At 64.0% G+C, this 24,489-nt stretch carries 21 protein-coding genes; 19 read left to right on the top strand and 2 right to left on the bottom strand.

Annotation, left to right across the window (positions count from 1 at the left end; genetic code table 11):
- Window positions 1–33: 33 nt before the first annotated feature.
- The 7 genes from dnaX (at window position 34) to DLM46_RS05990 (ending at window position 8,312) form a co-directional block, all read left to right on the top strand.
- Entirely contained in the window at window positions 34–2,763 is a 2,730-nt protein-coding gene (dnaX, locus tag DLM46_RS05960; RefSeq protein ID WP_115099839.1) for a DNA polymerase III subunit gamma/tau, read from the top strand.
- Between the two features lie 60 nt (window positions 2,764–2,823).
- Window positions 2,824–3,150 carry a YbaB/EbfC family nucleoid-associated protein gene (locus DLM46_RS05965; RefSeq protein ID WP_006048866.1) on the top strand — a complete coding sequence of 109 codons (327 nt, stop codon included), beginning with the start codon at window positions 2,824–2,826 and terminating at the stop codon, window positions 3,148–3,150.
- Window positions 3,151–3,363: 213 nt separating this feature from the next.
- Entirely contained in the window at window positions 3,364–3,960 is a 597-nt protein-coding gene (recR, locus tag DLM46_RS05970) for a recombination mediator RecR (protein WP_115099840.1), read from the top strand.
- A gap of 84 nt (window positions 3,961–4,044) precedes the next feature.
- Complete coding sequence (locus tag DLM46_RS05975) at window positions 4,045–5,277, top strand: CaiB/BaiF CoA transferase family protein (protein ID WP_115099841.1); 1,233 nt, start codon at window positions 4,045–4,047, stop codon at window positions 5,275–5,277.
- Window positions 5,278–5,459: 182 nt separating this feature from the next.
- The gene (locus DLM46_RS05980) at window positions 5,460–6,497 is read left to right on the top strand and encodes an ABC transporter substrate-binding protein (protein WP_115099842.1); all 1,038 of its coding nucleotides are present in this window, start codon (window positions 5,460–5,462) and stop codon (window positions 6,495–6,497) included.
- A gap of 104 nt (window positions 6,498–6,601) precedes the next feature.
- On the top strand, window positions 6,602–7,414 hold the full coding sequence (locus DLM46_RS05985; RefSeq protein ID WP_115099997.1) for an ABC transporter ATP-binding protein: 813 nt from the start codon (window positions 6,602–6,604) through the stop codon (window positions 7,412–7,414).
- A 73-nt stretch (window positions 7,415–7,487) separates the two neighbouring features.
- Window positions 7,488–8,312 carry an ABC transporter permease gene (locus DLM46_RS05990; RefSeq protein ID WP_115099843.1) on the top strand — a complete coding sequence of 275 codons (825 nt, stop codon included), beginning with the start codon at window positions 7,488–7,490 and terminating at the stop codon, window positions 8,310–8,312.
- A gap of 174 nt (window positions 8,313–8,486) precedes the next feature.
- Here DLM46_RS05990 and DLM46_RS05995 read toward each other — a convergent pair whose 3' ends face one another.
- On the bottom strand, window positions 8,487–9,461 hold the full coding sequence (locus tag DLM46_RS05995; RefSeq protein WP_115099844.1) for an NADPH:quinone oxidoreductase family protein: 975 nt from the start codon (window positions 9,459–9,461) through the stop codon (window positions 8,487–8,489).
- A 238-nt stretch (window positions 9,462–9,699) separates the two neighbouring features.
- Here DLM46_RS05995 and surE point away from each other — a divergent pair, with 238 nt between their 5' ends.
- The 6 genes from surE to rlmD all read left to right on the top strand — a co-directional run bounded on the left by surE (window position 9,700) and on the right by rlmD (window position 15,975).
- Window positions 9,700–10,458, top strand: a complete 759-nt coding sequence (gene surE, locus DLM46_RS06000) for a 5'/3'-nucleotidase SurE (RefSeq protein WP_115099998.1) — start codon at window positions 9,700–9,702, stop codon at window positions 10,456–10,458.
- Window positions 10,455–11,582, top strand: a complete 1,128-nt coding sequence (locus tag DLM46_RS06005; protein WP_115099845.1) for a protein-L-isoaspartate(D-aspartate) O-methyltransferase — start codon at window positions 10,455–10,457, stop codon at window positions 11,580–11,582. The genes surE and DLM46_RS06005 overlap by 4 nt, the downstream gene beginning before the upstream one ends.
- Window positions 11,583–11,587: 5 nt before the next feature.
- Window positions 11,588–12,529 carry a peptidoglycan DD-metalloendopeptidase family protein gene (locus DLM46_RS06010; RefSeq protein ID WP_115099846.1) on the top strand — a complete coding sequence of 314 codons (942 nt, stop codon included), beginning with the start codon at window positions 11,588–11,590 and terminating at the stop codon, window positions 12,527–12,529.
- 11 nt (window positions 12,530–12,540) lie between these two features.
- Window positions 12,541–13,623, top strand: a complete 1,083-nt coding sequence (gene rpoS / locus DLM46_RS06015) for an RNA polymerase sigma factor RpoS (RefSeq protein WP_115099847.1) — start codon at window positions 12,541–12,543, stop codon at window positions 13,621–13,623.
- Between the two features lie 4 nt (window positions 13,624–13,627).
- Entirely contained in the window at window positions 13,628–14,404 is a 777-nt protein-coding gene (locus DLM46_RS06020) for a 3'-5' exonuclease (protein ID WP_115099848.1), read from the top strand.
- A gap of 152 nt (window positions 14,405–14,556) precedes the next feature.
- Complete coding sequence (gene rlmD / locus DLM46_RS06025; RefSeq protein ID WP_115099999.1) at window positions 14,557–15,975, top strand: 23S rRNA (uracil(1939)-C(5))-methyltransferase RlmD; 1,419 nt, start codon at window positions 14,557–14,559, stop codon at window positions 15,973–15,975.
- A gap of 134 nt (window positions 15,976–16,109) precedes the next feature.
- On the opposite strand, the gene DLM46_RS06030 is transcribed toward rlmD, so the two are convergent.
- A complete protein-coding gene (locus tag DLM46_RS06030) occupies window positions 16,110–16,970 on the bottom strand; it encodes an outer membrane protein assembly factor BamD (RefSeq protein ID WP_115099849.1) in 861 nt (286 codons plus the stop codon).
- A 38-nt stretch (window positions 16,971–17,008) separates the two neighbouring features.
- Between DLM46_RS06030 and DLM46_RS06035 the strand changes: the two genes are divergently transcribed.
- The 6 genes from DLM46_RS06035 to phaR all read left to right on the top strand — a co-directional run bounded on the left by DLM46_RS06035 (window position 17,009) and on the right by phaR (window position 24,466).
- Window positions 17,009–18,268: an RluA family pseudouridine synthase gene (locus DLM46_RS06035; RefSeq protein ID WP_115099850.1), complete on the top strand. Its 1,260-nt coding sequence runs from the start codon at window positions 17,009–17,011 to the stop codon at window positions 18,266–18,268.
- Complete coding sequence (gene pgeF, locus DLM46_RS06040; RefSeq protein ID WP_115099851.1) at window positions 18,265–19,122, top strand: peptidoglycan editing factor PgeF; 858 nt, start codon at window positions 18,265–18,267, stop codon at window positions 19,120–19,122. Before DLM46_RS06035 ends, pgeF begins: the two co-directional genes overlap by 4 nt.
- A 550-nt stretch (window positions 19,123–19,672) precedes the next feature.
- Window positions 19,673–21,475, top strand: a complete 1,803-nt coding sequence (gene phaC / locus DLM46_RS06045) for a class I poly(R)-hydroxyalkanoic acid synthase (protein WP_115099852.1) — start codon at window positions 19,673–19,675, stop codon at window positions 21,473–21,475.
- 150 nt (window positions 21,476–21,625) lie between these two features.
- Complete coding sequence (locus DLM46_RS06050) at window positions 21,626–22,807, top strand: acetyl-CoA C-acetyltransferase (protein ID WP_115099853.1); 1,182 nt, start codon at window positions 21,626–21,628, stop codon at window positions 22,805–22,807.
- 160 nt (window positions 22,808–22,967) lie between these two features.
- Entirely contained in the window at window positions 22,968–23,708 is a 741-nt protein-coding gene (locus DLM46_RS06055) for a 3-ketoacyl-ACP reductase (protein ID WP_115100000.1), read from the top strand.
- A 134-nt stretch (window positions 23,709–23,842) separates the two neighbouring features.
- Window positions 23,843–24,466: a polyhydroxyalkanoate synthesis repressor PhaR gene (gene phaR, locus DLM46_RS06060; protein ID WP_115099854.1), complete on the top strand. Its 624-nt coding sequence runs from the start codon at window positions 23,843–23,845 to the stop codon at window positions 24,464–24,466.
- Window positions 24,467–24,489: the final 23 nt, after the last annotated feature.

The raw sequence follows: 24,489 nt of genomic DNA on the forward strand, positions 1-24,489 counted from the left end.
TTTGCGCGGCATCGTTACTGATACAATTTCCCGATGACCTATCAAGTTCTCGCACGCAAATGGCGGCCGAAGGATTTCGCTTCGCTCGTCGGACAGGAGCACGTGGTGCGCGCGCTCACGCACGCGCTCGACGGTGGCCGTCTGCATCATGCCTATTTGTTTACCGGTACCCGCGGTGTCGGCAAAACGACGCTGTCGCGCATCTTCGCCAAGGCGCTGAACTGCGAAACCGGTGTGACCTCGACGCCGTGCGGCGTGTGCCGCGCCTGTCGCGAGATCGACGAAGGCCGCTTTGTCGATTATGTCGAGATGGACGCAGCGAGTAATCGCGGCGTCGACGAAATGGCCGCGCTGCTGGAGCGCGCGGTTTATGCGCCGGTCGATGCGCGCTTCAAGGTCTACATGATCGACGAAGTGCACATGCTGACCAACCATGCGTTCAACGCGATGTTGAAGACGCTGGAAGAACCGCCGTCGCACGTCAAGTTCATTCTGGCCACCACCGACCCGCAGAAGATTCCAGTCACGGTGCTCTCGCGCTGTCTGCAGTTCAATCTGAAGCAGATGCCGGCGGGGCACATCGTCTCGCATCTCGAACATATTCTCGGCGAAGAGCGGGTGCCGTTCGACGCCCAGGCGCTGCGCCTGCTTGCGCGCGCGGCCGACGGTTCGATGCGCGACGCGCTCTCGCTGACCGATCAGGCGATTGCCTATTCGGCCAATCAGGTCAGTGAAGATGCGGTGCGTGGCATGCTCGGCGCGCTCGATCAGAGCTATCTGATTCGTCTGCTCGACGCGCTGGCCGACGGCGACGGCGCCGCGGTGCTGGCGGTTGCGGACGAGATGGCGTTGCGCAGCCTGTCGTTTTCGACGGCATTGCAGGATCTGGCGAGCTTGCTGCATCGGATCGCATGGGCGCAATTCGCGCCGTCGTCGGTGCTGGACGAGTGGCCGGAGGCGGGCGATTTGCGTCGTTTTGCCGAAGCGCTGAGCGCCGAGCAGGTGCAGTTGTTTTATCAGATCGCGACGATCGGCCGAAGCGAGCTGGGTCTCGCTCCCGACGAATATGCCGGCTTCACGATGACGCTGTTGCGCATGCTGGCGTTCGAACCGGCGCCCACCGGCGGTGGCGGCGGGGCGGCGGGTTCTGACCGCGTGGCGGGACCGTCGAATTCGAGCGGCGCCAAACGCGCCGGTACGCCGACGGTGGCTGCGTCGCAGGCGGCGGCGTCCGTGCGTCCGTCGGCGGCGCGTCCGGCAGATGCGGTTGCGCAGCAGGCCGCATCGATTCCTGCGGCGCCGGCAGCGGGTGCTGCCTCATCAGTGCGCGAGCCGCGCATTGATGAGGCGACAGCAGCGACGAGCGCTGAGCCACAGGTCGCGCAGGCGTCGGACAAACCCGCTGCGCAAAACGCGAGCGTGATGGATGCGCCAAGCACAGCGGCTGATGTCCGACCGGTTGACGCCGAAGCCAGCGGCCAGAAGCAACCGGAAGCCGCTCAAGCTACGGCTTCGGTGGAGTTGACATCGGCGGCAAGCGAACCTGCCTCGCAGGCGTCGCAGAGCAATGCGTCCGCGCTCGAGGCATCAATCGGCGTAGCCCCGGAATCGTCCCCTTATGTCGTCGCGCAGAACGCCACCCCGGCGCCGGACTCTGTCGAAATGGCCGCGGCACCGAGCGAAGCGCCGGTGCAGCCCGCCCGCGAAGTAGCCGCCACGCAAGCCGAACAGGGCGCCGAGCCCGGCCGCAACGAACCACCCGCCGCAGACAGCGGCGCCGACGAAGCGCCCGCGCAACCGTCTGCCGCACCGCCCGCCGCCGCGACGGCAGGCGGCGAGGAACGCCCGGTGGAGGCCGCAGCCGCCGCCGAAATTCCGCCGCGCCGCGCGGGCGGCGCCAGCGCGGCGCTAGACGTCTTGCGCAGCGCCGGTTTGAAGGTCTCGTCGGACCGTGGTCGCACCTCGGCCGCGCCGATCGCCAAGCCAGCCAAGCCAGCCACCCAGAAACCCGCCGCGCCCCGCGTCGTAGTGCCAGTGTCTGCGCCGGGCGCCCCGCGCCGCGCACTGCAGCAGGACGTTGCACCCGCCGCGCGGGCGTCTTCGCCGCCGGCGCAAAGTAGCGGCGCGGGGCAGAGCGGTTCGTCGGTCCCGCCGTGGGACGACATGCCGCCCGACGATTACCTGCCGCTCTCGCCAGCGGACGAAGGCTATTACAGCCTGCCGGAAGACAATGATGTGCCCGTGTTCGACAGCGGTCCCGACGACGTCCGCGTAAGCGCCGCGGCGCCGGCCGCGCCCGCGCCGGTGCTCGACAAACGCCCGCTGCCTCCGGCCGTGCCGCTCGACCCGCTGGGCTTCGAAGGCGACTGGCCCGCGCTTGCCGTCGGCCTGCCGCTCAAAGGCATTTCGTACCAGTTGGCATTCAACAGCGAACTGATGGCCCTCGAAGGCGTCACGCTCAAGCTGAATGTGCCGGTGCCGCAATACGCGGAAGCCTCGCAGGTCGCTAAACTGAAAACCGCGCTCGCCGAAAAGCTCGGCCGGAACGTCGAAGTGCTGGTCGAAGTCGGTCCGGCGCGCCGCACCGCCGCCGCGCACGACGCGGCCGCGCGCGCCCAGCGTCAGCAGGAAGCGGAGCGCGAGATCGGCGCCGATCCGTTCGTGCAGTCGCTGATCCGCGAGTTTGGCGCGAGCATCGTGCCCGGCTCGATCCGCCCGATTACGCAGGACGCCGGCCCGAACGGCGCGCCGCCCTCTCACTGATTCGCCGCGCCGTAGAGCGCCCGATTTCCGGATTTCACGTTATCAAGAAGGAGCATGTCCATGATGAAAGGCCAACTCGCCGGGCTGATGAAGCAAGCCCAGCAGATGCAGGAAAACATGAAGAAGATGCAGGAGCAACTCGCGCAGATCGAAGTCGAGGGGCAGTCGGGCGCCGGCCTCGTCAAGGTGACGATGACCTGCAAGAACGACGTGCGCCGCGTATCGATCGATCCGAGCCTGCTCGCGGACGATAAGGACATGCTGGAAGACCTCGTCGCCGCTGCGTTCAACGACGCCGTGCGCAAGGCCGAAGCCACCGCCCAGGAAAAGATGGGCGGCATGACCTCGGGTCTGCCGCTGCCGCCGGGCTTCAAGCTGCCGTTCTGAGCGCAGCCGCTGCAAGGCCGGACGAGCGCCGCGGCCGTTGCCGCCGCGGCGTCCGCTGAACGCACGAGTCACGTTCCTGGTGTGCTCGTCCCGTTCGTCCTGGCTTGTCAGTCAGGCGCGCCCGCCTGATTCGCCTGCGCGCCGACGCAGCCGCATCGCTCCCGCTCTCTGGCAACATGACGGGCAACACCCACTTCGACGCCGCCGATCCGCATGAAACAACCTTCCGCCTTGTCGGCGCTCGTCGAAGCGCTGCGCGCGCTGCCCGGTGTCGGGCCAAAGTCCGCGCAACGCATGGCGTACCACCTGATGCAGCACGACCGCGACGGCGCCGAAAAGCTCGGCCGCTCGCTGCTGTTCGCGACCGAGCATCTGCAGCACTGCGAGAAGTGCAACACCTTTACCGAGGCGCAGATCTGCGAGGTCTGCCTCGATCCTGAGCGCGATCCCACGCTGCTGTGCGTCGTCGAGACGCCAGCCGACCAGATCATGCTCGAACAGACGATGACCTATCGCGGCCTCTATTTCGTACTGATGGGGCGGCTCAGTCCGCTCGACGGCATCGGCCCGAAGGAGATTCATTTCGACCGGCTGGTCAAACGCGCGTCGGACGGCGTCGTTAAGGAAGTCGTGCTCGCGACCAATTTCACCAACGAAGGCGAGGCCACTGCGCATTACCTCGGGCAGACGCTCAAGGCGCGCGGGCTTGCCGTCACGCGCCTCGCACGCGGCGTGCCGGTGGGCGGCGAACTCGAATACGTCGACGCCGGCACGATCGCCCGCGCGATGCTCGACCGGCGCTCGATGTAGCCGAGGCATTTGCCGCGCCCGCCGCTCTGACCACTCCCGCGCACAGCTCAAGCGCCGCCGCCGGAATAGAACAAAGGAGACTTCATGAGCGCCATCCACGAATCAAGCGCAACCGCCGCGCCCCAAGGCCCGCTCGCCGGCGTCAAGGTGCTCGAACTCGGCACGCTGATCGCCGGCCCGTTCGCCGCGCGCTTTCTCGGCGAGTTCGGCGCCGACGTCATCAAGATCGAAGATCCCAAAGGCGGCGACCCGCTGCGCAAATGGCGCAAGCTCTACCCTGAAGTCGGCGGTACGTCGCTGTGGTGGGCCGTGCAGGCGCGCAACAAGAAATCCGTGACGATCAATCTGAAAGCCGAAGAGGGCAAGGAGATCGTGCGGCGTCTCGCGAAAGAGGCGGATATCGTCGTCGAGAATTTCCGGCCTGGGCTGCTCGAGAAGCTCGGGCTCGGCTATGACGTCTTGTCCGCAGAGAATCCCGGCCTCGTGATGGTGCGTTTGTCCGGCTACGGCCAGACCGGACCGTATCGCGATCGGCCCGGATTCGGCGCGATTGCCGAATCGATGGGTGGCTTGCGCCATATCACAGGCTATCCTGACTTGCCGCCGCCGCGCATCGGCATTTCGATCGGCGATTCGATCGCCGCGCTTCACGGCGTGATCGGCGCGTTGATGGCGCTGCATCACAAGCAGGTGAACGGTGGCAAGGGGCAGGTCGTGGACGTCGCGCTGTACGAGGCCGTCTTCAACATGATGGAAAGCGTGGTGCCGGAATACGGCGTGTACGGCATGGTGCGCGAGCGCACCGGCGCGTCGCTGCCGGGCATCGTGCCGTCGAACACGTATCCGTGCCGCGACGGCAGCATCGTGATCGGCGGCAACAGCGATCCGATTTTCAAACGGCTGATGCTGGCGATCGAACGCGCAGATCTGGCGAACGATCCCGCGTTGGCCCACAACGACGGCCGCGTGCCGCGTACTCAGGAAATCGACGGCGCGATTGCCGCGTGGCTCGCCAGGCGCACCATCGACGAAGCACTCGCGGTACTGAATGCCGCCGACGTTCCGGTCGGCCGCATCTACAGCGTCGCCGACATGTTTACCGATCCGCAGTACATGGCGCGTCAGATGATCCAGCGCTTCAAGTGGCAGGACGGCCAGGAAATCACGTTGCCGGCGGTCACGCCGAAGCTCTCGGACACGCCCGGCGAAACCCGCTGGCTCGGCCCGGAGCTGGGTGAACATACCGATGAAGTCCTGCAATCGCTAGGTTATGATGCAGACCACATTGCACGGTTGCATGCGCAACAGATAGTCTGAGCGAGTGCGGTTCGGAAGCTTGCGCCGCGCGTGATTTGCCACTGTTCGGTAGGCCGCGCGCCGTAAGCACAGACACAAAGCCGGACGCAGACCAGGACACGCAAGCGCGGCGCTCAAAGGCAGTGCGGGCACTGCGGCAAAAGACAAGAAAGCTGGACAACAAAAGTTGGAGACTACGGACCATGCAACGCAGAACCTTCCTCGCCGGCAGCGCCGCCCTCGCAGGGCTCACGCTTGCGGCCACGCCGCTCGCCTTCGCGCAGGGCAAACCTGAAACCACCAAGGTGGCGATCGCTGTCGGCGGCAAGAATCTGTTCTATTACTTGCCGCTCACCATTGCCGAGCGCCGCAACTACTTCAAGGAAGAAGGCCTCGAAGTCGAAATCTCGGATTTCGCTGGCGGCTCGCAAGCGCTGAAGGCGGCGGTCGGCGGTAGCGCGGACGTGGTCTCCGGCGCGTTCGAACACACCTTGCTGCTGCAGGCGCAAAAGCAGTCGTTCCGTGAATTCGTGCTGCAAGGACGCGCGCCGCAGATCGTGCTTGCCGTGTCGAAGAAGGCGATGCCGAACTACAAGTCGATCGCCGATCTGAAGGGCAAGAAAATCGGCGTGACCGCGCCGGGTTCGTCGACCTCGATCATGGCGAGCTTTGTGCTGGCGAAGGCCGGGCTGACCGCGAAAGACGTGTCGTTCATCGGCGTGGGCGCCGGAGCAGGCGCGATCGCCGCATTGCAGTCGGGCCAGATCGACGCCATCGCCAATCTCGACCCCGTGATGACCAGGCTCGAACGAACCGGCGAGATCCGCGTCGTGTCGGACACGCGCACGCTCGCCGACACTCGCGGCGTGTTCGGCGGCGATATGCCGGCAGGGTGCCTGTACGCGTCGCAGAGCTTCATCACGAAGAATCCGAATACCACGCAGGCGTTGACCAATGCGATGGTGCGCGCGCTCAAGTGGTTGCAAACGGCGACCGGCAGCGAGCTGATCAACACGGTGCCGGAAGGCTATCTGCTCGGCGACCGCGCGGTGTATCTGGACGCGTGGCAGCACGTGAAGGAGGCGATGTCGCCGGATGGCCTGATGCCCGCCGACGGCCCGGCTACCGCGCTGAAAACCTTGCAGGCCTTCGATCCTGCGGTGCAGGGCAAGCCGATCGATCTGTCGAAAACGTGGACCAACGACTTCGTCAAGAAAGCATTGGCCACCGTCAAGGCGTAGGCCTTTAACTGCGGGGGCAAAGGTAGCCGCGCAGCGCGTTTGCCTTGACCGCCGCAGTCGCGATAACAGACAAACCGAAACCGATCTTCGAAGCGAGTCGAATGATGACCGTTGCCGCGCTGGCGCTCGAGAACATCACCTGCACGTTTGCCGCACGCGATAACCGCGCGCAGCGCTACACGGCAGTCAAGGACACCACCTTGCGCATCGCGCCGGGCGAATTCGTTTCGGTGGTCGGCCCGACCGGCTGCGGCAAATCGACTTTGCTGAATGTCGGCGCCGGTTTGCTGGACCCGTCGTCGGGCGTGGTCAACGTATTCGGCGAACCGCTCAAGGGCATCAACCGGCGCGCCGGCTACATGTTCCAGGCCGATGCGCTGATGCCATGGCGCTCCGCGATCGACAACGTGATGGCCGGCCTCGCATTCCAGGGTGTGCCGCCGCCCGAAGCGCGCAGCAAAGCTGACGAGTGGCTCAAACGCGTCGGTCTCGGCGGTTTCGGCGACCGCTATCCGCATCAGCTGTCGGGCGGCATGCGCAAGCGCGTCGCGATGGCGCAGACGTTGATTCTCGACCCCGACATCATCCTGATGGACGAGCCGTTTTCCGCGCTCGATATCCAGACGCGTCAGTTGATGGAAAACGAACTGCTCGACCTGTGGGCGGCCAAACGCAAGGCGGTGCTGTTCATTACGCACGATCTCGACGAAGCGATCGCGATGTCCGACCGCGTGGTGGTGCTCTCGGCCGGACCGGGCACGCGTCCGATCGGCGAGTTTACGATCGACTTGCCGCGTCCGCGCGACGTCGCCGAGATTCGCGCGCATCCGCGTTTCGTCGAGTTGCACGCGCAGATCTGGAGCGTGCTGCGCGATGAGGTGCTCAAGGGTTACCAGCAGCAACTCACGGCCGTTTAACCGCGTCCGGGCGTTTGCGTCCTGTAGTTGCGCGTCGCAGTGATGTCAATTAACCGTGTAAGGCAATCGATCCATGTGGAAGACGTTGCGCCCGAACCGGGCGAATCTGGCGATCTGGCAGTGGCTGCTGCTCGTGCTGTGCTTCGTGCTCTGGTACGTGCTGACCAGCCCGACGCTGTTGCCCGCGTTCTATTTCGACGACCCGAACAAGGCCGCATTCTTCTTCGGCGAGCCGCAGAAGGTGTTGCAGCGGATCTGGGAATGGTTCACGAGCGGCGAGATCTATCTGCATCTGTGGATCACGCTGGTCGAAACCGTGCTGGCGTTCACGCTCGGCACGGCGCTGGGGCTGGGCGTCGGCCTGTGGCTTGCGCTGTCGCCGCTCGCGAGCGCGCTGTTCGACCCGTACATCAAGGCCGCCAACTCGATGCCCCGCGTGATTCTCGCGCCGATCTTCGGCGTGTGGTTCGGTCTCGGGATCTGGTCGAAGGTCGCGCTGGGCGTCACGCTGGTGTTCTTTATCGTGTTCTTCAACGTCTATCAGGGTGTGAAGGAAGTCAGCCCGGTCGTGCTCGCCAACGCGCGCATGCTCGGCGCAAACCGCAAACAGTTGCTGCGCTTCGTGTATCTGCCGAGCGCGATGAGCTGGGTGTTTTCGAGCCTGCATACATCGGTGGGGCTCGCGTTCGTCGGTTCGGTGGTCGGCGAGTATCTCGGCTCGGCGCGCGGCGTCGGCTATCTGATTTTGCAGGCCGAAGGCACCTTCGATATCAATACCGTGTTCGCCGGGATTCTGGTGCTGACCGCGTTCGCGCTGATTCTCGATGCCATCGTCGGGATCGGTGAGCGGCGGCTGATGAAATGGCAGCCGAAGACGGGCGAGACGGAAAAGCTCTAACGCGGGCACGCGGCCAGATACTGCTTCACCATCTTCAGCTTTAACTGCTCACTGTACTTCGTCATGAACAACACCCCAAGGGTTGGATCGGTGTCCAACTTTTGGGGTGCAGTTCACGAAAGCCGCGCGCTTTTTATTCGACGTTTCCACAAGCGCTTCGTAAGCACACCGTGGTCAAGGGGTAATCACCACCTTACCGATCACGCGGCGCTCCGCCATGTCGCGCAACGCGCGGCTAGTGTCTTCGAGCGAATAGCGCGCCGACACGTAGGGCTTGAGCTTGCCTGCGCCGATCCAGCCGACCATCTGCTCGAACGCGGCATGATTGTGTTGCGGCTCGCGTTTCGCAAAGTCACCCCAGAACACGCCTACGATGCTCGCGCCTTTGAGCAGCGTCAGGTTGAACGGCAGCTTCGGAATCTCACCGTTCGCGAAGCCGACCACCAGATAGCGCCCGCGCCAGCCGATGCTGCGAAACGCCGGTTCCGCGTACACGCCGCCGACCGGATCGTAGATCACGTCCGGACCTTGGCCGCCGGTGAGCGCCTTGATGCGTTCGCGCAGGTCTTCGGTGCTGTAGTTGATGGTGGCGTCGGCGCCGTGCTTGACGCAGACGGCGAGCTTTTCATCGCTCGACGCCGCCGCGATCACGCGTGCGCCGAGCGCCTTGCCGATTTCGACCGCCGCCAGCCCGACGCCGCCTGCCGCGCCCAGAACCAGCATCGTCTCGCCGGCCTTCAACTCGCCCCGATCGACCACCGCATGGTGCGACGTGCCATACGCCAGCGTGAACGCGGCCGCCAGCTCGAAATCGACGCCATCGGCAAGCGGCACGCACGCCGCTGCGGGCGCCAACGCCTGTTCGGCAAAGCCGCCGGAACCGGTGAACGCGACCACGCGCGACCCCGGCTTGAACTGGGTGACCTCCGCGCCGACCGCACGCACGATACCCGCCACTTCGGAGCCCGGCGTAAACGGTAGCGGTGGTTTGAACTGGTATTTGTTCTCGATGATCAAGACATCGGGAAAATTGACGGCCGCGGCTTTGACGTCAATCACGACGTGACCGGGTGGCGGTTCGAGGTCCGGCAGATTTTCGACGACCAGGCTCTCCGGCGGCCCGTAATGATTACAGCGAATCGCGCGCATCGTGTCTCCATATCGATCAGGGTTGCCCAAGGGGACTTCCTTCGGGGCCTCGCAAGCAGTCTGAGTGTAAAGCAAGCCGCACGATCGTGCGTTTTTGTTGCATGAGGCCGGCTCGTTGCGTCCCCGATGAGTGCCCGCCGGGGGCCTCAATGCAAGCTCGACGCGTGCGCTTTGCATGCGCCGCGCGCGCCGCTTCTGTGTCGTTCGCGTGTCTTCTTTCCTCGGTTACAATCGCCGCATGCGAATCCTACTCAGCAATGACGACGGTTATCTGGCGCCCGGCCTTGCCGCGCTTTACGAAGCGCTCAAGCCGATCGCGGACGTGACCGTGATGGCCCCCGAGCAGAACTGCAGCGGCGCGTCCAATTCATTGACGCTGTCGCGGCCGCTCTCGGTGCTGCGCTCGGCGAACGGTTTCTATTATGTGAACGGTACACCCACCGACTCTGTGCACATCGCGCTGACGGGCATGCTGGACCACACGCCGGACCTCGTCGTCTCGGGCATCAACAACGGCCAGAACATGGGCGAGGACACGCTCTATTCGGGCACGGTCGCTGCCGCCACGGAAGGCATCATGTTCGGTGTGCCGGCCATCGCGTTCTCGCTGGTCGACAAGGACTGGGTGCATCTCGAAGACGGGGCTCGCGTCGCTGCGGAGATCGTCGCGCATTATCTCGCACAGCCGCTGCCGGGGCATCCGCTGCTGAACGTCAATATCCCGAACCTGCCGTACGAGCAACTCGGCGGCTGGCGCATCACGCGGCTCGGCAAGCGCCACCCGTCGCAGCCGGTGATCCGCCAGACCAACCCGCGCGGCGAACCGATCTACTGGATCGGCCCGTCGGGCAGCGCGCGCGATGCCAGCGAAGGCACCGATTTCCACGCTGTCGCGAACGGCCAAGTATCGATCACGCCGTTGCAGCTCGACCTGACCCACACGCAAATGCTGCCCGCAGCGCGCGACTGGGCGCGCGCCGGCAGCGGCGCTTCATGACAGGCGAGCGCGCAAAGCGCTTTCCGCTCGGTCTCGAGGACCTGGTGCGCGAACCGCGCCGGCCCGAAGGGCGCCCGGGCGAAGTGCGCGCGGCGGCACTCGCCGCAAGTGCTGCGCTCAATGCACGGCAGCAGCCGGCGAAGAATGCGCCGCTCGGCTCCGCGGTCAAGCCCAAAGCAAAGGCTCAAGCGAAGCCGCAGACCGGGGCGCAGGCTCAGCCGCAAGCGAAGCCTCAGGTAAAAACCCAGGTGACTACGCAGCTAGCCACCCAGGTTAAGCCGCAGATAACGACCCAGATAGCGACCCAGATAGCGACCCAGGTTAAGCCCCAAGTCCAGCCGCAAGCCAAACCACAGGCGAAGGCCGCCGCACAGATATCGACTGCGCGCGCCGCGCCAAAAGCGGCGCCGCCGGGCAAACCCGCAGTCAAACCCAGCGAGCGCGCCGCCGCACCGAATGTCGCTCTGAACGGCGCATTGGCGCTGACTTCGGAACGGGTTCGCGAACGGATGGTCGAACGCCTGCGAGCGAACGGCGTAACCGATCAGCGCGTGCTGAATGCGATGTCGGTGGTGCCGCGCCACATGTTCGTCGACCCGGGCCTCGCGGCTCAGGCCTATGAAGATGCCGCCCTGCCGATCGGCCATCACCAGACGATTTCCAAGCCCTCGGTGGTCGCCCGGATGATCGAGCTTGCCGCAGCCGGCCGCGCGTTGCACACCGTGCTCGAAATCGGCACCGGTTGCGGCTATCAGGCAGCCGTGCTGAGCCAGGTCGCGCGCGACGTCTATTCGATCGAACGCATTAAGCCGCTGTCCGAACGCGCGAAGACGAACTTGCGTCCGCTGCGCATACCGAATATCCGGCTGCACTATGGCGATGGCCGCCTCGGGTTGCCGTCGGCGGCGCCGTTCGATGCGATCGTGATCGCCGCGGCCGGGCTTGACGTTCCGCAAGCCTTACTTGAACAACTCGCGATCGGCGGCCGTCTGGTCGCCCCGGTCGGCTCGCAGGACGGCCAGAACCAGGTGCTGACTCTGGTCGAGCGTCTCGGACCCGCGCAGTGGCGCGAGTCGCGGCTTGATCGCGTTTTCTTTGTACCCTTAAAATCCGGAGTGATTTGACACCGATGAGTATGTTGCGCGCGATGCAAAGAACCAGCCTGAATGTCCCCATGACCGTAACCCAGCGTAGCGTGTGCGTGCTCGCCTTGTCCCTGTTGATGACGGCCTGTGCTTCCAGGCTCGATCAGGCGCCTGTCGTCGATCGCTCCGGTGGCGGCACGCTCAGTACGCAAACCGCGCAGCAACCGGCTGTGCCGCTCGGACCGCCGCCGCCCGGTTACTACCGCGTGAAGCCGGGCGACACGCTGTATCGGATTGCGTTGGAGAACGGCCAGAACTACCGCGATATCTCGGCGTGGAACAATCTCACCAATCCGAATCAGATCGAAGTCGATCAGTTGCTGCGCGTGGTGCCGCCGGGGGCCAACGCCGCCGCGCTGACGCCGGGCGTCACGACCGCGCCGATCGGCAGCGGCGGCGCGGCGCAAAGCGCGCCGCTCGGCAGCACGGCGCCGTCGACGGGCGCAGCAGCAGGCGTCGCAGCAGCGCCGCCTATCTATGGTTCGGGTTCGAACAGCGCCTCGCTGACGCCGCCGGCCAATCAAGGCGCCGCGAGCGACTCGACCTCCGGCGCGTCCGGCAACGTCGCGTTCGCATGGCCGGTGCGCGGCCCGCTACTCGGCACCTTCAACGACTCGACCAACAAGGGCGTCAATATCGGCGGCGCGTCGGGTGACGCGGTCAAGGCTTCGGCGGATGGCCGCGTGGTTTATGCAGGAAATGGGCTGCGTGGTTACGGCAATCTCATTATCATCAAGCATGACGCAACTTATCTCACCGCGTATGCACACAACCGCTCTTTGATGGTAAAAGAGGGGGACGCGGTGACCAAGGGGCAGAAAATCGCTGAGATGGGCAATAGCGATTCAGACCGTGTGATGTTGCATTTCGAAGTTCGCCGGCAGGGTAAACCTGTTGACCCACTGAAGTATTTGCCGCCGCAATAAGCGATACGACCATGCCGAAATCGAAGCGCCGCCCGCCGCAAGCCGAGTCTGAAACGATCAGACGTGCCACGTCCGCGTTGGTGGACGAAGGCAGCGCTTCGGAAGTCGAAGAAGAGATCGTGGAAGAGCGCGACCTCGACGAGCGCCAGGGCGGCGCGGAAGATGCCGGCGACGCGCGCGAAAGCGCGGGCGAAGCCGTGCCGGACGCGGACGACTTTCGCGCGCTGCTGCAAGCCGAGCTGACGGCCGACACGATCCAGCACTACCTGAACCGCATCAGCGTCAAGCCGCTTCTGACCGTCGAAGAAGAGCAGAAGTATTCGCGCCTTGCCAAGGCGGGCGAGTTCGACGCCCGGCAGGTGATGATCGAGCGTAATTTGCGGCTCGTCGTCAGCATTGCGAAGGGCTACCTGAACCGCGGCGTGCCGCTGCTCGATCTGATCGAAGAGGGCAACCTAGGCCTGATGCACGCGATCGAGAAGTTCGATCCCACACGCGGCTTCCGGTTTTCGACGTATGCCACCTGGTGGATTCGGCAGAGCATCGAGCGCGCAATCATGAACCAGGCGCGCACCGTGCGTTTGCCTGTGCACGTGATTCGTGAGCTCAATCAGGTGCTGCGCGCCAAGCGCCATCTGGAAAAAAATTCGATGAATTCGGGCGAAGCGGCAGAGCGCCGCGACGCTAGCATCGACGACATTGCCTATCTGACCGGCAAGACCACCGACGAAGTGACCGACATCCTCGCGCTGAACGAGCACACCGCATCGCTCGACGCGCCGCTCGACCTGGACCCGGCGAGCAGCCTGCTCGATCTGCTGTCCGATGATCAGAGCCAGTCACCGGACGCCGAGGTGCAGCACCGCGAGCTGGAAACGCTTACACGCGCGTGGCTCGCACGGTTGTCGGACAAGCATCGTCATGTGATCGAGCGCCGGTTCGGGCTAAACCACATCGAGCCGGCCACGCTCGAAGAGCTGGCCGATGAAATGGGCCTCACGCGCGAGCGTGTGCGCCAGATCCAGCAGGAAGCGCTGGTGCGATTGAAGCGCTTCTTTGCCTCCAACGGTGTGCGCAAGGACGCCGTTCTCTAATTCAATGACACCGATCCTGGTTTTCGACATCGAGACAATTCCCGATGTCGTCGGCATTCGCCGCCTCGAAGATTTGCCCGCCACGCTGAGCGACGCCGAAGTCGCCGAGCACGCGTTTGCCGTGCGCCGCGAAAAGACCGGCAGCGATTTTCTGCCGCATCACCTGCAACGTATCGCGGCGATTTCCTGCGTATTCCGCGACAACAACGGTTTCCGGGTGCGCTCGCTCGGCACGCCGGAAGATGGCGAGGCCGCGCTGGTGCAATCGTTTTATCGCGTGATCGAGAAATACACGCCGCAGCTGGTATCGTGGAACGGCGGTGGCTTCGACTTGCCGGTGCTGAATTACCGCGCGCTGGTCAACGGCATTCCGGCTTACCGGTTCTGGGATCTCGGCGAGGACGATCGCGAGTTCAAGTGGAACAACTACATCAGCCGCTACCACGCGCGTCACACGGATCTGATGGACGTGCTGGCGATGTATCAGGCGCGCGCCAATGCACCGCTCGATGCGCTCGCCAAGATGTGCGGCTTTCCCGGCAAGATGGGCATGGACGGCAGTCAGGTGTGGCACGCGTATCAGGAAGGCCGCATCGAGGAGATCCGTAACTACTGCGAAACTGACGTCGTCAACACGTATCTGCTGTATTGCCGTTTCCAGCTGGTCCGCGGCGCGTTTTCCGCCGAAGAGTATGCTGACGAGATCACGCTGGTGAAAAACGCGCTCGCGCTGGAGACGGCGCCGCAATGGGCCGAGTACCTGGCCGCGTTCGATAACTAGTCAGTTGGTGAAGCGGTTCGCCGTTTGCTAATCGACAGCGCGGCGCCCAGCACATGCTGCGGTCATGACATCGTGGCCGCGCCAAATCGTTGGCAAGGGCGGAGCTTCGTCTACAATCTCGCCTTTCTCCCAAGTTTGTCAGGAAGTTGCAGGTGTCCCGAACTGCCCCCCATCGTCGCCCGCCGAAGCGCCAGAAGGCGCCCGCTCCGGTGCGTGCGCCCGTCATCACCGGCGACGAGCCGGTCATCGAAATCGTCTCGCTCGATATGGAAGCGCGCGGCGTTGGCCGCACCGAGGGCGAAGGCGGCGCGCCCGGCAAGGTCATCTTTGTCGAAGGCGCATTGCCCGGTGAGCGCGTCAGCTACGCGACCCATCGCAGCAAGCCGAAATACGAGCAGGCCGAGGTCGTCGAGGTGCTGCGCGAAAGCGTGATCCGCACCACGCCGAAATGCGCGTACTTCAGCACCTGCGGCGGCTGTTCGATGCAGCATCTCGACATCCGCGCGCAGGTGGCGGTCAAGCAGCGCGTGCTCGAAGACAATCTCCAGCATCTCGCCAGGCTTCGCCCGGAAACCGTGTTCCGGCCGATTCACGGGCCGTCCTGGGGTTATCGCTATCGCGCGCGTCTGGCGGTGCGCTACCTGCCGGAAAAGGGCGGCATGCGTATCGGCTTTCACGAGAAGAAGAGCAGCTACATCGCCGACATGAAGACTTGCGAGGTGTTGCCGCCGCATGTGTCGGCGATGCTGATGCCGCTGCGCTTCATGGTTCGCAAGCTGTCGATCTACGATCGCATGCCGCAGCTCGAACTCGCGGTCGGCTCGTCGGTCACCGCGCTGGTGGTACGCAACCTCGAGCCGCTCACAGAAGCCGACGAACAGGTGCTGCGCGATTTCGCCGACGAGCACAAGGTGCAGTTCTGGCTGCAGCCGAAGGGTCCTGACACGGTCACGCCGTTCTATCCGCTCGACGTGCAACTGGACTACACGCTGCCGGAATACAACATCCGGATGCCGTTCAAGCCGACCGACTTCACCCAGGTGAATCACGCGATCAACCGCGTGCTGGTGAGCCGCGCACTGCGGCTGCTTGCGCCGGCGCGCACGGACCGCGTGCTCGATCTGTTCTGCGGGATCGGCAACTTCACGCTGCCGCTGGCGCGGATTTCGAAGGAAGTGGTCGGTATCGAAGGCAGCGAGGTGCTGACCTCGCGCGCACTGGCCAATGCCGAACTGAACGGCGTGGCAGGCCATACGTCGTTCGCGTGCCGCAATCTGTTCGAAGTCACCGCCGACGACATGCGCGCGCTCGGCCATTTCGACAAATTTCTCGTCGATCCGCCGCGCGAAGGCGCGCTGGCCGTGGCGAAGGCGTTGGCCGAGATCGCGCAGAGCGGCAATGGGCCGCTGCCCAAGCGGATTGTCTACGTGTCGTGCAATCCGGCGACGCTCGCGCGCGACGCCGGTCTGCTGGTGCACGAGGCAGGCTATCGGCTGGTGGGCGCGGGCGTGGTGAACATGTTCCCGCATACGTCGCATGTGGAGTCGATTGCGTTGTTCGAGCGCGATTGAAGCAATGGCTTGAAGCAGCGGCTTGAAGCAGGGGGGCTTGAAGCAGGACCCCCCAACCAGAGCGACGTAGCCGGCACAAACAATAACGCCACGACCGAAGTCGTGGCGTTTTTGTTTTCAGTGCGTGACGTGACTTAGAACTGCCACCACGACTTTTCCTTACCCGGCCTTGCATGCCCGGTGATATACGGGCTGTCGGGGAAGGTGCCGGCCAGCACGCGCTTGGTGTCGTCCGCCAGTTGCGGCTGATTCAGCTTCTCATACGACAGCATCATGATATGCAGCGCGTCTTCGATCGCCGGCGCGTTCTTGTATTCCTTCAACGCCAGTTGTGCGCGGTTGATCGCGGCGACATAGGCGCCACGGCGGTAGTAGTAATCCGCCGCGTGGACTTCGTGCGACGCCAGCGCGTTCACGATGTAACGCATGCGCTGCGCGGCGTCCGGTGCGTACTTGCTGTTCGGAAACCGGTCGACCACGACCTTGAACGCGTCATAAGATTCGCGCAGCGACTTCGGATCGCGCTCGCTCATGTCCTGGCCCGAGAAGCGGCCGAACAGACCGAGGTCGTCATTGAAGTGGATCATGCCCTTCAGGTAGTACGCGTACGCAATGTCCGGATGATCCGGGTGCAGCTGGATGAAGCGGTCGATCGCCTGGTCGGCGGCGGCGTTTTCGTTGTCTTTCCAGTTGCAATACGCAACGTTGATCTGCGCTTGCTGGGCGAAGTGGCCGAACGGGTCGCGGCCCTCGAGCATCTCGAAGTACTTGGCGCACTTGCCGAAGTCGCCACCGGACAGAGCGTCGTTCGCCTCCGTATATAATTTGTTGTTGTTCCACGTAGCCGTTTCATCGGTCTTTTCCGGCAGGCCGTGACAAGCCGCAACAACGGCGACGGCTGCGGCGCACGCAATGTATCCGGCCACTTTCCGGGCCGCCTTCTTGATGGCCGCCAAATTGATCGCCGCTTTAGTGATGGTGTTCAAGGCTCGCATTTTCCAGTCTAGCTTTACGTCCAGGTGACCCAGACTCAATGACCCGCTCAAATACTCCAGGTACCGCTACCGGCGCCGGGAATAGCAACAAAGATTATAACTTAAGCGCTGACCCCTCCGACGCATTGGGCGTCGATTCGCTCGACGACGATCTCGGCAGCGACGCGCTCGCCGCCGCCCGCGAGCCCGGTATCGTGCCGACCGTGGCCGGCCGCGTCGCGGACGAAACGCCGCGCAGCGTCACCGTGCCCGACGAACTGGCCGGCGAGCGCCTCGACAAGGTGCTCGCCCGCGTGTTTCCCGAGTTCTCGCGCAACCGGCTGCAAAGCTGGATCGAGGCGGAGCGCGTGCGTATCGACGGCAAGCCGGCGAAGATCCGTCAGCCGGTGCCGCTCGGCGCGACCATCGAGCTCGTGCCCGATCTGCTGCCCGAACAGCTCGCCTTCACACCCGAGCCGGTTCCGCTCGAGATCGTCTATGAGGACGACACGCTGGTGGTCATCAACAAGCCGGCCGGCATGGTCGTGCATCCGGCCGCCGGCAACTGGAGCGGCACGGTGCTGAACGGTCTGCTGTACCGCTATGGCGACGCCGCCGCGGGCCTGCCGCGCGCGGGCATCGTGCACCGGCTCGACAAGGAAACCTCCGGCTTGATGGTGGTCGCGCGCACGCTCGAGGCGCAGACCGATCTGGTGCGTCAGCTGCAGGCGCGCACGGTCAAGCGCCGTTACCTCGCGCTGGTGTGGGGCAACATGCCCGAAGAGGGCACGATCGACGCGCCGATCGGCCGCGACCCGCGTGAACGCACGCGCATGGCGGTCGTCAAGAGCGCCTCGGGCAAACCGGCGCGCACGCATTTCCGGCGCGTCGAAACGGCGATCTGGCAGCGTCAGCCCGTCACGGCAATCCATTGCGACCTGGAAACCGGCCGCACCCATCAGATTCGCGTGCATTGCGCGCACATCGGCCATCCGTTGCTGGGCGACCCGGTGTACGGGCGCGCGCGCGGCAAGCGCTCGGTCACCCCGCTGCCGGACGGCTTCGCGCGCCAGGCGCTGCATGCGTGGCGCCTCGGGCTGATCCATCCGCAAACCGGCCGGACGATGCAATGGCGCGCGGATGTGCCGGAAGACATGGCGGCGCTGTCGGCCGCGCTCGGTCTGGGGCGCGACGATGCCGGCGAGTTCGACGAGACGTACTATGAGGACGAGGACTACGATGCGTCGCTCGACGAAGACATCGACGAAGCCGCTGAACCCGACGAGGACGATGAACCCGACGAGGACAACCACGCATGAGCTTGCCCGAGCTGACGTTTGCCGATGTTGTGCAACCCGCATGGAATGTATCGCCGCGCGTGCGTGCGCTCGTCACGACGCGCAATGGCGGTGTGAGTGAAGCGCCGTTTGGCCGTTGGCATGACGGCATGGATCGGCCCGGTGGCCTGAACCTCGGAACGAAATCCGGCGACGATCCCGCCGCGGTCGCCACCAATCGCGCGCGTCTGCTTGCGCTGGCGGGCGTGGGCGAGGCTGCCTGGCTCGAGCAGATTCACGGCGCCGGCATCGTGCGTGCCGAAGATGTACTGGCGCAGGCTCGCGCAAGCGGCGCGCCGACGCAAGCCGATGCGAGCGTCACCGATCGGCCCGGCACGGTATGCGTCGTGATGGTGGCCGACTGCATGCCGGTGCTGTTGTGCGATCAGGCGGGACGTGCGGTCGGCGCGGCTCATGCAGGATGGCGCGGCCTCGCGGCAGGCATCGTCGAACAGACTGCGCAGCGCGTTGCGGATCTGGCCGGCGTCGATGCCGCTTCGCTGTATGCGTACCTCGGTCCGGCGATCGGACCCGATGCTTTCGAGGTGGGTGCAGACGTGCGTGACGCCTTCATGAACGGTGTCGACAGCGCGCAACGTGATGCCACCGCGGATGCGTTCGTTGTCCATCCGCAAAACGCAGGCAAATACCTGGCCAATCTCGCGGCGCTCGCTCGCTTGCGTTTGCAGCGGTTCGGCATCAGCCGGATTGTCGGCGGCGACCTTTGCACGGTCACGCAACGCGAGCGTTTCTATTCCTATCGCCGCGATCGCGCAACGGGACGCATGGCCGCGCTGATCTGGCTGGACGATCAGGCGCAGACCATCGCGGACTAGCGAACGAACCGCGTGGTGGCAGCTGGTGCGGCCACGTGTGCGCGAGCGCGCAGAGCATGTCGGCTGAGGCGCGTGCGAGGGTTTGTTCGGAGGCGCAGCAGACTTCTTTGCTGCGCTGCCGGAATTCGTCGGACAAGCGTCAATCTGCCGCGAAAAGCATGGGCACGCGCACGGATGAGCGCGCATAAGCCCATGCCAAATGGGAGTTTTTTCGTTGGTGAGTCCATGTGGCGAACCACGTCCAAAAGCGCGATCTACTACACAGGGAAAACGATAATTAAAAAAATATCGCACTGCGGCAAAATCGGGAACAAGCATTGACATGCCTTGCAATGGGGAGCAAGAATGTTCCTCACCCATGGAGCAGGGCGTGACGAGGTTGCAAGCAATCGCCCACGCGCGCAAGAACCTGCCTCTCAAACCGTCCGCAAGGACTTACCGGTCAAAAGCAGGTATGGCAGCATCACATTCCTCAGCTTCCCCCAGCACGGACTCCTCGACGGAGCATGCGCAGCAGGTCGGTACGGGCGGCGCAACTTCAGCGCCCGGCATGCAGCAGTTATTCGACGCCTGGATGAACGCATGGCGTTCGCTCGGCACATCGCCCGGAGGCAACGGCGCGCCGTTCACCCTGCCGCAGATGCCGCAAATGCCGGCTTTTCCCGGCATGCCGGACTTCAGCAAAGCAGCCGCTGCCGCATCTATGCCGGCGCTGCCGTCGCTGAGTTCATTCGCCGGACTCAATGTTCCGGGCGCGGCGATTCCATCGGAGCGTCTGCAAAAGCTGCAAGCCGATTATTCCCGCGAGGCGATGGAGTTGATCCAGCAGGCCGCCGCCTCGACGACGAAAATCCCCGAACTCAAAGATCGGCGTTTCAGTGCCGACGCATGGAGCGCGACGCCGGCCTACGCGTTCACCGCGGCCTGGTATCTATTGAATGCACGCTATCTGCAGGAAATGGTCGACGCGCTCGAAACCGAGCCGAAGATGCGTGAACGCATTCGCTTCGCCGTTCAGCAATGGACCGCGGCGGCATCGCCCAGCAACTTCCTCGCCTTGAATCCGGAAGCGCAAAAGACCTTGCTCGAGAGTCAGGGCGAGAGTTTGCGGCAAGGTGTGATGAACCTGCTCAGCGACTTGCAGCGCGGCAAGATTTCGCAGACCGACGAATCGCGTTTCGTGGTCGGCGGCAATCTCGCGAACACCGAAGGCTCGGTTGTTTTTGAAAACGATCTGATCCAGTTGATCCAGTACAAGCCGCGTACCACCACCGTGCACGAACGGCCGCTGTTGATCGTGCCGCCCTGCATCAACAAGTTCTACATTCTCGATCTGCAGCCGGAGAACTCGCTGGTCGCGCATGCGCTCGATTCGGGGCATCAGGTGTTCCTGATCTCGTGGCGCAACGCGGATGCATCCATCGCGCATAAGACGTGGGACGACTACATCGGCGAAGGCGTACTCACCGCGATCGACACGGTGTGCAAGATCAGCGGCCGGGAGCAGATCAACACGCTCGGCTTCTGTGTCGGCGGCACGATGCTGGCCGCGGCGCTGGCGGTGGCGGCCGCGCGCGGCGAACATCCGGCCGCGTCGATGACCTTGCTCACCGCGATGCTCGATTTCTCGGACACGGGCGTGCTCGACATCTTCGTCGACGAAGCACATGTGCAGATGCGCGAGCAGACCATCGGCGGCAAGAACGGCAGCGCGCCGGGACTGATGCGCGGCATCGAGTTCGCCAACACGTTCTCATTCCTGCGCCCGAACGACCTGGTGTGGAACTACGTTGTCGACAACTACCTCAAAGGGCGCACGCCTGTGCCGTTCGATCTGCTGTACTGGAACAGCGATTCGACCAGTCTGCCGGGTCCGATGTACGTCTGGTATCTGCGCAATACGTATCTCGAGAACCGCCTGCGCGAGCCGGGTGCGTTGAGCGCCTGCGGCGAACCGATCGACCTGTCGAAGATCGACGTGCCAACCTTCATTTACGGTTCGCGCGAAGACCATATCGTGCCGTGGCAAACGGCGTATGCGTCGGTGCCGTTGCTGACGGGGCCGCTGAAGTTCGTGCTCGGCGCGTCGGGCCATATCGCGGGCGTGATCAATCCGCCGGCGAAGAAAAAGCGCAATTACTGGGTTCTGGAGGGCGACACCAGAACACTGCCGGAAAGCCCGGAAGAGTGGCTGGATCAGGCCGCCGAAGTCCCCGGCAGCTGGTGGCCCGAATGGACCACCTGGCTCGATCAGTACGGCGGCAAGAAAGTGAAGCCGCGAGCCAAACCTGGCTCGGCCGGGTTTCCGGTCATCGAGCCGGCGCCGGGGCGCTATGTGCGGCAGCGCGAGTAGTGTGTGATGTGAGTCGCAGTAAAGATTTCATTGCGCAGTTCGAAGCGTGATCCGGATGAGCGCGTGATTGAAGCAAGAGCGAAAGAGCAACGAGATTATTAACTTGACGGGCCGCGGCGCAATTGGCCGGCGTGCCCGGAGGATATCGAAATGACTGATGTTGTGATCGTATCGGCCGCTCGTACGGCAGTAGGCAAATTCGGTGGGTCGCTGGCGAAGATCGCCGCGCCCGATCTTGGCGCCACGGTGATTCGTGCCGTGCTCGAACGGGCCGGTCTGAAGCCCGAGCAGGTCAGCGAAGTCATCCTGGGGCAGGTGCTGACGGCCGGCTCCGGCCAGAACCCGGCGCGTCAGTCGCTGATCAAGGCAGGGCTGCCTTCGGCCATACCCGGCATGACGATCAACAAGGTGTGCGGCTCGGGTCTGAAGGCCGTGATGCTGGCCGCCAACGCGATCATCGCGGGCGACGCCGACATCGTGATCGCCGGCGGTCAGGAAAACATGAGCGCGGCGCCGCACGTGCTGCCGGGTTCGCGCGACGGCTTTCGCATGGGCGACGCCAAGCTGATCGACTCGATGATCGTCGACGGCCTGTGGGACGTGTATAACCAGTACCACATGGGCGTGACGGCGGAGAACGTCGCCAAGGAATACGGCATCACGCGCGAGCAGCAGGACGCGTTCGCGGCGCTGTCGCAGAACAAGGCGGAAGCCGCGCAGAAGTCGGGCCGCTTCGACGACGAAATCGTGCCGGTCGAAATTCCGCAACGCAAGGGCGAGCCTCTTCGTTTCGCCACGGATGAATTCGTGCGTCATGGCGTAACGGCCGAGTCGCTCGCGGGCCTGAAGCCGGCGTTCTCGAAGGAAGGCACGGTGACGGCCGCCAACGCGTCGGGTCTGAACGACGGCGCGGCGGCGGTGATCGTAATGTCGGCGAAGAAGGCCGAGGCGCTCGGCCTTACGCCGCTCGCGCGCATCAAGGCCTACGCCAACGCAGGCGTCGATCCGAAGGTGATGGGCATGGGCCCGGTGCCGGCTTCGCGCCGCTGTCTGGAGCGCGCGGGCTGGAGCCCGGCCGATCTCGACCTGATGGAAATCAACGAAGCCTTCGCCGCGCAGGCGCTCGCCGTGCACAAGCAGATGGGCTGGGATACGTCGAAGGTCAACGTGAACGGCGGCGCGATCGCGATCGGCCATCCGATCGGCGCGTCCGGTTGCCGGATTCTCGTCACGCTGCTGCACGAAATGCAGAAGCGCGACGCGAAGAAGGGCCTGGCGTCGCTGTGTATCGGCGGCGGCATGGGCGTGGCGCTGGCGGTCGAGCGCGCGTAAGGCGGCTTCAAGCATGGTTGCCGCGCGCCTCGTTGCAGCGGGCGGCGCGCGGTGAGCAGTGGCCTCGCCAGCCGGTCGCCCGGCGGCAGTGGAGATGAAGCACAAGGCGAGGGATGAGGCAGCCGGTCGGCGCCTCGAAAACGATAACGGAGTGAAGTTTATGACACAGCGAATTGCGTACGTAACGGGCGGCATGGGTGGCATCGGCACGAGCATTTGCCAGCGGCTCCACAAAGAAGGTTTCAAGGTGGTCGCAGGCTGCGGCCCGAACTCGCCGCGCCGCGTGAAGTGGCTCGATGAGCAGAAGGCGCTGGGTTTCGACTTCGTCGCGTCCGAAGGCAATGTCGGCGACTGGGATTCGACCAAGGCTGCGTTTGACAAGGTCAAGTCCGAAGTCGGCGAGATCGACGTGCTGGTGAACAACGCCGGCATCACCCGCGACGTCGTGTTCCGCAAGATGACGCACGAAGACTGGACGGCGGTGATCGACACCAACCTGACCAGCTTGTTCAACGTCACCAAGCAGGTGATCGACGGCATGGTTGAGCGCGGCTGGGGCCGGGTGATCAACATTTCGTCGGTGAACGGGCAGAAAGGCCAGTTCGGCCAGACCAACTACTCCACCGCGAAGGCCGGCATTCACGGCTTCACGATGTCTTTGGCGCAGGAAGTGGCCACCAAGGGCGTGACGGTCAACACCGTGTCGCCGGGCTACATCGGCACCGATATGGTCAAGTCGATCCGCCCGGACGTGCTGGAAAAGATCGTCGCGACGATTCCGGTGCGCCGTCTCGGCCAGCCGGACGAAATCGGTTCGATCGTGGCGTGGCTCGCTTCGGACGAATCGGGTTTCTCGACGGGCGCTGATTTTTCGCTGAACGGCGGTTTGCATATGGGCTGAGTCTCGAGCGCGCCGCTCACAAGGCGGCGCACTTCGGCTCAGATGGTTCCGGCGGCGTCTCGACTGTGCGATTCCCCGATCGTGCAGTCGACGGGACGCCGTTTCCGCGCTCAACTCGCGCTCAAAGGCGTTACATGACCACTACTACAAAGAAAACAGCCGAACGACTGATCAAGAAATATCCGAATCGTCGGCTCTACGATACAGAGACAAGCACGTACATCACGCTGACGGATGTCAAACAGCTCGTGCTGGATCAGGAGGATTTCAAGGTCATCGATGCGAAGAGCAACGAGGATCTGACGCGCGCCATCCTGTTGCAGATCATTCTCGAAGAGGAGAGCGGCGGCTTGCCGATGTTCTCGTCGTCGATGCTGTCGCAGATCATCCGCTTCTACGGCCATGCGATGCAGGGCATGATGGGCACGTATCTGGAAAAGAACATCCAGGCGTTCATCGACATTCAGGCGAAACTCGCCGACCAGTCGAAGAACCTGTACGAAGGCAAGGCGATGAATCCGGAAGTCTGGTCGCAGTTCATGAACATGCAGGCGCCGATGATGCAGGGCATGATGACCAGCTATATCGAGCAGTCGAAGAACATGTTCGTACAGATGCAGGAGCAGATGCAGAACCAGGCGAAGTCCATGTTCAGCACCTTCCCGTTTACGCCGGGCGGCCCGGTGAATGCGGCCAATGCGCCGGCAAGTCCGGCCGGCAGCACTCCGCAAGGCAATCCGGAGCCGGAGAAGAAGTAACGGCGCAAGCCACGATGGCGGCG

This window comes from Paraburkholderia lacunae, from assembly GCF_003353175.1.
GTDB classification, from domain to species: domain Bacteria; phylum Pseudomonadota; class Gammaproteobacteria; order Burkholderiales; family Burkholderiaceae; genus Paraburkholderia; species Paraburkholderia lacunae.

Coding starts and splice junctions, on each gene's coding strand:
- dnaX (WP_115099839.1), top strand. CDS start 34: ATGACCTATCAAGTTCTCGCACGCAAATGGCGGCCGAAGGATTTCGCT.
- DLM46_RS05965 (WP_006048866.1), top strand. CDS start 2,824: ATGATGAAAGGCCAACTCGCCGGGCTGATGAAGCAAGCCCAGCAGATG.
- recR (WP_115099840.1), top strand. CDS start 3,364: ATGAAACAACCTTCCGCCTTGTCGGCGCTCGTCGAAGCGCTGCGCGCG.
- DLM46_RS05975 (WP_115099841.1), top strand. CDS start 4,045: ATGAGCGCCATCCACGAATCAAGCGCAACCGCCGCGCCCCAAGGCCCG.
- DLM46_RS05980 (WP_115099842.1), top strand. CDS start 5,460: ATGCAACGCAGAACCTTCCTCGCCGGCAGCGCCGCCCTCGCAGGGCTC.
- DLM46_RS05985 (WP_115099997.1), top strand. CDS start 6,602: ATGACCGTTGCCGCGCTGGCGCTCGAGAACATCACCTGCACGTTTGCC.
- DLM46_RS05990 (WP_115099843.1), top strand. CDS start 7,488: ATGTGGAAGACGTTGCGCCCGAACCGGGCGAATCTGGCGATCTGGCAG.
- DLM46_RS05995 (WP_115099844.1), bottom strand. CDS start 9,461: ATGCGCGCGATTCGCTGTAATCATTACGGGCCGCCGGAGAGCCTGGTC.
- surE (WP_115099998.1), top strand. CDS start 9,700: ATGCGAATCCTACTCAGCAATGACGACGGTTATCTGGCGCCCGGCCTT.
- DLM46_RS06005 (WP_115099845.1), top strand. CDS start 10,455: ATGACAGGCGAGCGCGCAAAGCGCTTTCCGCTCGGTCTCGAGGACCTG.
- DLM46_RS06010 (WP_115099846.1), top strand. CDS start 11,588: ATGAGTATGTTGCGCGCGATGCAAAGAACCAGCCTGAATGTCCCCATG.
- rpoS (WP_115099847.1), top strand. CDS start 12,541: ATGCCGAAATCGAAGCGCCGCCCGCCGCAAGCCGAGTCTGAAACGATC.
- DLM46_RS06020 (WP_115099848.1), top strand. CDS start 13,628: ATGACACCGATCCTGGTTTTCGACATCGAGACAATTCCCGATGTCGTC.
- DLM46_RS06030 (WP_115099849.1), bottom strand. CDS start 16,970: ATGCGAGCCTTGAACACCATCACTAAAGCGGCGATCAATTTGGCGGCC.
- DLM46_RS06035 (WP_115099850.1), top strand. CDS start 17,009: ATGACCCGCTCAAATACTCCAGGTACCGCTACCGGCGCCGGGAATAGC.
- pgeF (WP_115099851.1), top strand. CDS start 18,265: ATGAGCTTGCCCGAGCTGACGTTTGCCGATGTTGTGCAACCCGCATGG.
- phaC (WP_115099852.1), top strand. CDS start 19,673: ATGCAGCAGTTATTCGACGCCTGGATGAACGCATGGCGTTCGCTCGGC.
- DLM46_RS06050 (WP_115099853.1), top strand. CDS start 21,626: ATGACTGATGTTGTGATCGTATCGGCCGCTCGTACGGCAGTAGGCAAA.
- DLM46_RS06055 (WP_115100000.1), top strand. CDS start 22,968: ATGACACAGCGAATTGCGTACGTAACGGGCGGCATGGGTGGCATCGGC.
- phaR (WP_115099854.1), top strand. CDS start 23,843: ATGACCACTACTACAAAGAAAACAGCCGAACGACTGATCAAGAAATAT.